Here is a 7,595-nt window from a genome sequence, read left to right as displayed (position 1 = left end):
CACGCGAATGGCCGGCGTGGCCAGCGGCCGGTGACGCGCCGCCGTCAGCCCCAACGGCGCATCCAGCAGGTCGTGGAGCAGCTGGCGGGTGTAAGGATGCTGTGGACGCTGGACAATCGTCTCGGTGGCGCCTTGTTCCTGAATCTCTCCCTGGCGAAACACCATGATCCGGTCGGCGCGTTCGGCGGCCAGCGCCAGATCGTGGGTGACAAACAGCACGGCGGTACCCGACTCGCGACGCAGGATATCGAGCAGGTCGAGAATGCGCTTCTGCACCGTGACGTCGAGGGCGCTGGTGGGCTCGTCAGCAATAATCAGATCCGGCTGCAGGGCAATGGCGATGGCTATCAGCACCCGCTGTTTCATCCCGCCAGACAGCTGATGCGGATACTGGTCAAAACGCTGTTCCGGGTGGCTGAGACCGACTTTAGCGAGCAGGTTAAGAACCTGCTGTCGGCGCTCAGCGGCGGAGAGGGACTGATGCAGCCGCAGGATCTCTTCCACCTGCTGACCAATGGTTTTTACCGGGTTGAGCGAATTACCGGGATCCTGCGGGACCAGGCTGATGCTCACTCCGCGCAGGCGGTTCAGGCGTTTATCCGACCAGTCGCTAATCACTTCGCCATTGAGGACAATCCGCCCGGCATCCCGGCGGGCATTATCCGCCAGCAGGCCGATAATGGCCTGCGCGGTGGTGGTTTTCCCCGAGCCGGATTCTCCGACGAAGGCCAGCATTTCGCCGCGCTGGATGGAAAAGCTGATGTTGTGCACCACCTCGCGCCATTCGCCCCGCGAGCGGTAGCTGATGCGTAGATCTTCAACGGACAAAACGGTCATGGGCGTGCTCCACTCCACTGGCGGCTAAGACGATTGGCGGCAAGGACCACGGCGACCACGGCGAGGCCGGGGAAGGTGGTCAGCCACCAGGCGGTTGACAGGTAATTGCGACCTTCGGCGATCAGTAGTCCCCACTCCGGGACCGGCGGCGGGGTGCCGTAGCCGAGGAAACTGAGGGTGGCCAGGGCCAACATCGCCTGTCCGAACTGCAGCGTCGCGAAAGCAAGCACCGCAGTGAGCGAGTTGGGCAGAATATGGCGCCAGAAGACGGCGAAAAAGGTGCCGCCGCTGCCCCGGGCCGCCTCGACGTAATCGCTGTGGCGCACGCGCACCACTTCTGCTCGCGCCAGGCGCGCGAAGCTGGCGATAGCCGCGACGCCAACCGCCACCGCCGCATTCACCGTGCCGAAACCCAGCAGAATAATCACCGTGAGCTGCAGCAGCAGGGAGGGGATGGCCAGCAGGACATCGACCAGGCGCATGATGGTGGATTCCACGCGTCCGGCCAGCGCCCCGGCGAGGGTGCCAAGGGTGGTACCCACCACCAGGCCGATGGCGACGGCGATCAGCGCCGCCGACAGGGAATGCACCGCGCCGTAAACCACCCGCGTCCACAGGTCGCGCCCCAGCTGGTCGGTACCCAGCCAGTAGTGCGCCTGCGGCGCCAGGCGCTGAGCGCCGGGGATCCCCTCCAGCGGGTTAGCGGAGGTAAACCACTGTGGGGCAATGGCCATTAACAGGGCGGCGATCATCACCGCCCACGCCAGCCACAGGCCAGGCTGCAGGCGCACTCTACGCCACTCCGGGCGGCGGCGAACCGCGATGGTATAGTCGACCAGGCTCATTTCGCACCTCCGGTCTGTAAATGGAGTCGGGGATCCAGTCGCGGCATGACCAGGTCGACCAGCAGGTTGATCAGGACGAAACCGAGGGCGGAGATCATCACCACCGCCTGTAGTACGGCGATATCCTGGTTATTGACCGCCTGCTGGGTCAGCTGGCCGAGGCCGCTGCGGCCGAAGACGGTCTCGGTGATTAGCGCCCCGGCAATCAGTTCGCCGAGCAGCAGCCCGGCAATATTCAGCGCCGGCAGCAGGGCATTCCCCATCACATGGCGCCAGAGGACGCCCGTTTCGCTCATGCCCTTGGCGCGGGCGACCGCGACGAAGGGCTGAACCGCCACCTGATCCATGCTGCGCATCAGGATCTGCGCCAGCGGGGCGGAGATGGGCAGCGCGACGGCGATAACCGGTAAAATCAGTCCTTCCAGTGGGCCGGGATTGATCACCGGGATCCAGCGCAACTGAAACGAGAAGAGCTGGATCAGGGCGATACCCAACCAAAAGGTAGGTAGAGAGATAAACAGCACCGGTAGCGACTGCAGAAAATTGCTCAGCCAGCGCAGCCCCGGCAGCCGCGAGGCGAAAGCGAGGGCGAACGCCAGCGCCACGGCCAGCAGGAAGGCCGGCAGCGCGAGGCTTAAGGTATCCGGCAGGTTGCTGGCAATCAGACTGCTGACCGCCAGACCCGCCTGCAGGGAATAGCCGAAGTCGCCGTGCAGCATCGCCAGCAGCGTGTGCAGGTACTGGCGCCACAGCGGGCTATCGGCGCCGTAGGCCAGCCGCATCTCCGCAATTTGCGCCGGGCTCAGGCCGAGGTCCGGGTTCTGAAACTTGATCAGCACCGCATCCCCCGGCAGGACCTGCAGCAGGAAAAAGGTGAGGGTAAAGGCCGCCCACAGGACCAGCAGCCCCTGGCCGAATCGTCGCAGAAGATAAGCGCTCATAACCGGCCTCTTAGTGCTTGTCCAGCCACGCGCCGTAGAACGACGGACGACCGACGGCCTCGAAGCTGACGCCTTTGACCCACGGCGCGCCGGCGAACACCTGCGGCTCTTCGAAAATAGGGATCACATAGGCGTTATCGATCAGATAGCGCTGGGCGTCGCCGGTTAACTGCAAGCGCTGCTGCGGCTCAACCGCCNCGGAGATGCCGGTCAGCAGGTCATTGAGCTTATCATCGCGGAAGCGCTGCACTTTATCGCTGGAGCCGCCTTTCTGCAGCAGCGCATCGCGGTTGTTGGGGAAGAACATACTTTTCACCACATCCGGGTCGGCGCGGCCCACTTCTGAGACGGTGAGCGGGGTTTTCTGCGGGTCGAGGTTATCCAGCGTACGGCTACCGGCATCCCCGGCTTTGACCGTCAACGCCACACCCACCTGGCGCCACTGCTGGGCGATCAGCTGCAGCACTTCCTTATTTTGCGGCTGCGGCAGCGACTCATAGACGGTCAGCGCCAGCCGCTGACCGTCTTTGCTGCGAATACCGTCGGCGGCGGGCTTCCAGCCGGCGTCATCCAGCAACTGCCGGGCTTTGGCCTGGTCGAAGGTGAGTTTATCGCTGAGATTGACATAGCCGGCGGCAGAGCTGGCCAGCACGGAGGTGGCTTGCGGGTAGTTAGCGGAGAACAGCGTCTCCACCACCTGCCTGGCGTTGGTGGCATGGAGCAGGGCCTGACGCACCCGCAGGTCGGCGACCAGTGGGTTATCCGGGCGGAAGCTCAGGCTGTCGTTGACCCCGCGGGTAGGGGCAGCGTAGATCTTAAATCCCTGATCGGTAGCCTGCTTTTCATCGTAGGCCTGCACCTGGCGAATAAAGCCCGCCTGACCTGCCAGCAGCGCGCCGATACGCACGCTGTCTTCCGGCGTCACAATATAGGTGATGCCGTCGAGGTTAGCGGGCCCCTGCTGGGCAATGTTTTTCGGCCCCCACTGGTAATCCTTGCGCGCCACCAGCGTCAGCTCGCGGCCTGGTTTTTCATCCTGCACGACGAAGGGGCCGGAGCCGATAATATGTCGGGCATCGCCCAGCTCTTCAAAATTACGCTGCAGGGTGCTGAGAGATACCAGACCGGAGCCGATGGTGGCGGTTCCCTGCAGGAAGCCCGGCGACGGCTTGTTGAAGTAGAATTTTACCGTCAGCGGGTCGATCACTTCGCTGCGCTGGTAGTTATTGATGACCTCCGAGACGGGCAGACGATGGGCTTTATCTCCCAGACCATAGGTATCGAAGTTTTTGGCGACGGCGGCGGCGTCCAGCGGTGTGCCATCTGAGAAAGTGACCCCTTTGCGCAGGTGGAAGGTGTACTCGGTTTTATCGGCGTTGCTGGTCCAGCTCTCGGCGATCCACGGCTCAATCTCCAGCGTTTTGGGATTCTGCCAGGTGAGCTTGTCGGTTATCTGATTGAGAATCCCGCCATTCGGGTAAAAGCCGCCGGCGGGCGGATAGAGATTGGTGTGCGGTTGCTGCTCCAGATAAATTAAGGTGCCGCCTTTAACCGGCGTGTCGGCGGCCCAGACGGAAAAGGCGCCGGTGAGAAACAGCGCGGCCAGCGCGGGCAGGCGAAAATGACGATGCATGGTGAATTCCTTTGTTATCTATTGTGTTGCCATCATCGGGCGCGGCTAAAAACAAAGGAACCAAGGAATTGCGCTAAGCATTTGCGGAAATTGCATTTACTTCCCGGGTTGGGAAGCGAGAGGACGTGCCAGGGGGATCGCCTCTCCCGGACGGGAGAGGCGCGGGTGATTAGCTACGCAGATCGATAACCATACGGCCGCGGATCTGACCTTGCTCCATCTCTTTGAAGATAGCATTGATATCTTCCAGCGGACGCAGGGTGACTTTCGGCACCACTTTGCCTTCGGCGGCAAACTGGAAGGCTTCCACCAGATCCTGACGGGTGCCGACCAGCGAACCGACCACCTCGATGCCGTCCAGCACCAGACGCGGAATATCGAGGCTCATCGCCTCCGGCGGCAGGCCCACCGCAACCACGCGGCCACCGGCGCGAACGGCATCCACCGCCGAGTTAAAGGCCGCTTTAGCCACCGCGGTTACTACCGCAGCGTGGGCGCCGCCGGTTTTTTCCTGAATCACTTTCGCCGCATCTTCATTGCGGGAGTTGATGGTCAGGTCGGCGCCCATCGAGGCCGCCAGCTCCAGCTGTCCGTCGTTGACGTCGATAGCGATCACTTTGGCGTTAAAGACATTCTTCGCATACTGCAGCGCGAGGTTACCCAACCCGCCGAGGCCGTAGATGGCGATCCACTGGCCCGGTTTGATGTGGGAGACCTTGACCGCTTTGTAGGTGGTGACGCCCGCGCAGGTGATGCTGCTGGCGGCGGCGGAGTCGAGGCCGTCCGGAACTTTTACCGCGTAGTTGGCGGTGACGATGCACTCTTCCGCCATGCCGCCATCGACGGTATAGCCGGCGTTTTTCACCGAGCGGCAGAGCGTCTCGTTGCCGCTGTTACAGTAATCGCAGTGGCCGCAGCCTTCGAAGAACCACGCCACGCTGGCGCGGTCGCCCGGCTTCAGGGAGGTGACGCCCGGGCCGACTTTTTGTACCACCCCGATCCCTTCATGGCCGAGAATGACGCCGGTTTTATCGCCAAAATCGCCGTTTTTCACGTGCAGGTCAGTATGACACACGCCGCAGCATTCCATTTTCAACAGCGCTTCGCCGTATTCCAGCGGGCGCAGCGTTTTTTCCGTGACGTTAACCTGATGGTCGTGGGTAACAACAGCTGCCTTCATGCCTGTCTCCTTGTGGGGGAATTGATTAACTTAATTAATGCAATAGTACCCAATAAGGATTAGACGCTGAGCGGTAAAATACAAGGCGCTTAGTACAGAATGTGGCTTTTTGCTACAGAGATAGCACAAAATTCAGACAACATCGCTATATTTGGTAGGTAATAATATTGACGCTGAATGGTCATGTTTTTGTCATCACTCGAATCTATTGTTTTGCGCATCAATTTCTTATAACAACAGAGTGATACAACAATGCATCTGGTAAAAACCATCCTCACCGCCGGTCTGCTTTTGTCCGCCGCCGCCCAGGCCCACAATGTGCTGGAATTTCCCCAGCCGGAAAACAACCCGGAAGAATTTTACGCCGTCACTGAGATCCCGACGGGCGGGATCATTAAGTACGAAACCGATGCTAAAACGGGGTTTATCGTCGCCGACCGCTTTCAGTCGATGCCGGTGGCCTACCCGGCGAACTACGGCTCGCTGACCCAGTCGCTGGCCGGGGATGGCGACCCGCTGGACGTGGTGTTTTATACCCGCGCGCCGATGGCCCCGGGCACGCTGATTAAGCTGCGGGCAATTGGTGTGCTGAAGATGATAGACGGCGGTGAGAAAGACGACAAAATCATCGCCGTACCGGCCAGTAAAATTGACCCGACCTACGACGACATCAAGACCATCTCCGATCTGCCGAAAATAGAACAGCAGCGGCTGGAGGCCTTCTTCCGGGTCTATAAAGAACTGCCGGAGGGGCGTAAAAAGGTCGAGCTGGCCGGCTTTAATGACGCCGCGGCCGCGAAGCAGGAGATCAAATCGGCCTGGGAGGCCTGGAAGGCGAAGAACCCGCAATAATATTCATCGCGGGCGCTGTCCGGCGCCCGCGGCATTCGCTTTCACGATCCCTATGGCGGCAAAATCACACGTCACACGTCACACGACAACGCTTATTCCACCATATTGCATCTTGACGCAGGATGAAGGCGAGGTTGTATTGTACAACCATTTCATTTTCTGGACCCGCCGCCATGCCTGATACCCCCTTAATCCAACAGATTCGTACCGCCTCGCGGTTAATGGTGCGCGAGCTGGGCTTTATGAGCACCACGCTGGCCGCCACCCATTATTCACCTTCGGCGGTGCACACCCTGCTTGAGGTATCGATGAGGGGGGAGATGACGGCCGCGCAGCTGGTCACGTTGCTGGGACTGGAAAAATCAAGCGTCAGCCGGATGGTCTCTCGTCTGCTGGCGGCTGGTGAGCTGGAGGAGCGTCCTTGCGCGGAGGATGCGCGCGCGAAATCACTCGCCCTGACGGCAAAGGGGCACGATACGGTGGCGAAAATTAACGCCTGGGGTACCCGTCAGGTGGTGGAGGCGTTAGACCATCTGGATGAGACGCAGCAGCAAACTGTCGCCACTGGACTGGCGGCCTATGCCCGGGCGCTGGCGCAGTGTCGGGATAGCGCGCTTGCGGATACGGCTCCGCAAATTTCACTGATGACCGGCTACCATCCGGGGATGATCGGCCGGATAGCCCAGATGCACGGGGAGTATTACGCCCGTCATCATGACTTTGGCGCTTTTTTTGAAGGCAAGGTCGCCAGCGGCGTAGCGGAATTTGCCACCCGGCTCTCCTCCCCGGCCAACCAGATCTGGCTGGCGATCCGCGAAGGGAAAATCGTCGGCTCGCTGGCTATCGATGGCGAGGACCTCGGCCAGCAGGAGGCGCATTTGCGCTGGTTCATTCTCGATGACAGCTGCCGGGGAAGCGGCATTGGCAGGCGGCTCCTCAGCGAGGCGATGGCTTTCTGCGATAGTCGCCAGTTTAGCGCGGTGCAGCTGTGGACCTTTAAAGGGCTGGACGCGGCCCGCAAACTGTATGAATCCTTTGGCTTCACGTTAATCCGAGAATGGCAGGGGGAGCAGTGGGGAAAGGTAATGACCGAGCAGCAATTTACCCGGTCCGGAAACACCGGCTAAGGGCGTGGCGCCTTAGCCGGTGGGGGGACATGGAGATTACGTCAGTTGGTTAAGCAGGCGGGCAATCTCCTCTTGCCACTGTGCCTGCAGTGACGGCTTTTGATGTTTTGGCTTGCGGGCCATGTCGTCAGCCAGCCACTGCTCCAGGTCAATCAGCCGCGCCAGCAGCGCCTCCTCATC

At 60.9% G+C, this 7,595-nt stretch carries 8 protein-coding genes (1 of these 8 running past the window's edge); 2 read left to right on the top strand and 6 right to left on the bottom strand.

Annotated elements, in window-relative coordinates; all coding sequences use genetic code 11:
• The 5 genes from VZP09_RS09300 to adhP all read right to left on the bottom strand — a co-directional run.
• Positions 1 to 837, bottom strand: an 837-nt coding sequence (locus tag VZP09_RS09300) for an ABC transporter ATP-binding protein (RefSeq protein ID WP_328795070.1), incomplete at its 3' end; no start/stop codon positions are given.
• The gene (locus tag VZP09_RS09295; RefSeq protein ID WP_015958475.1) at positions 834 to 1,682 is read right to left on the bottom strand and encodes an ABC transporter permease; all 849 of its coding nucleotides are present in this window, start codon (positions 1,680 to 1,682) and stop codon (positions 834 to 836) included. The genes VZP09_RS09295 and VZP09_RS09300, both read right to left, overlap by 4 nt.
• Positions 1,679 to 2,623: an ABC transporter permease gene (locus VZP09_RS09290; protein ID WP_002906228.1), complete on the bottom strand. Its 945-nt coding sequence runs from the start codon at positions 2,621 to 2,623 to the stop codon at positions 1,679 to 1,681. Before VZP09_RS09290 ends, VZP09_RS09295 begins: the two co-directional genes overlap by 4 nt.
• A gap of 10 nt (positions 2,624 to 2,633) precedes the next feature.
• Positions 2,634 to 4,256 carry a TIGR04028 family ABC transporter substrate-binding protein gene (locus VZP09_RS09285; RefSeq protein WP_328795069.1) on the bottom strand — a complete coding sequence of 541 codons (1,623 nt, stop codon included), beginning with the start codon at positions 4,254 to 4,256 and terminating at the stop codon, positions 2,634 to 2,636.
• A 169-nt stretch (positions 4,257 to 4,425) separates the two neighbouring features.
• The gene (gene adhP, locus VZP09_RS09280) at positions 4,426 to 5,436 is read right to left on the bottom strand and encodes an alcohol dehydrogenase AdhP (RefSeq protein ID WP_002906221.1); all 1,011 of its coding nucleotides are present in this window, start codon (positions 5,434 to 5,436) and stop codon (positions 4,426 to 4,428) included.
• Positions 5,437 to 5,688: 252 nt separating this feature from the next.
• Here adhP and VZP09_RS09275 point away from each other — a divergent pair, with 252 nt between their 5' ends.
• Together VZP09_RS09275 and VZP09_RS24845 are read left to right on the top strand one after the other, a co-directional pair.
• Positions 5,689 to 6,288 carry an inorganic diphosphatase gene (locus tag VZP09_RS09275; protein WP_002906218.1) on the top strand — a complete coding sequence of 200 codons (600 nt, stop codon included), beginning with the start codon at positions 5,689 to 5,691 and terminating at the stop codon, positions 6,286 to 6,288.
• 173 nt (positions 6,289 to 6,461) lie between these two features.
• Positions 6,462 to 7,415 (top strand): bifunctional helix-turn-helix transcriptional regulator/GNAT family N-acetyltransferase, encoded by a 954-nt coding sequence (locus VZP09_RS24845; protein WP_023282630.1) that lies wholly within the window; start codon positions 6,462 to 6,464, stop codon positions 7,413 to 7,415.
• A gap of 36 nt (positions 7,416 to 7,451) precedes the next feature.
• Here the strand turns inward: VZP09_RS24845 and VZP09_RS09255 are convergent, their stop codons facing one another.
• Positions 7,452 to 7,595, bottom strand: partial view of an ABC-F family ATP-binding cassette domain-containing protein gene (locus VZP09_RS09255; protein WP_328795068.1) — the final stretch only. The gene runs 1,572 nt beyond the window's last position; only the last 144 of its 1,716 coding nucleotides appear in the window; its start codon lies off the right edge, out of view — the gene reads right to left on this strand; the stop codon is at positions 7,452 to 7,454.

The sequence above is a fragment of the Klebsiella sp. EMBS2024 genome, from assembly GCF_036233805.1.
GTDB lineage: Bacteria > Pseudomonadota > Gammaproteobacteria > Enterobacterales > Enterobacteriaceae > Klebsiella > Klebsiella pneumoniae.
The sequence above is the reverse complement of the archived record's forward strand: the minus strand, read 5'-3'. Positions and strand labels throughout refer to the sequence as shown.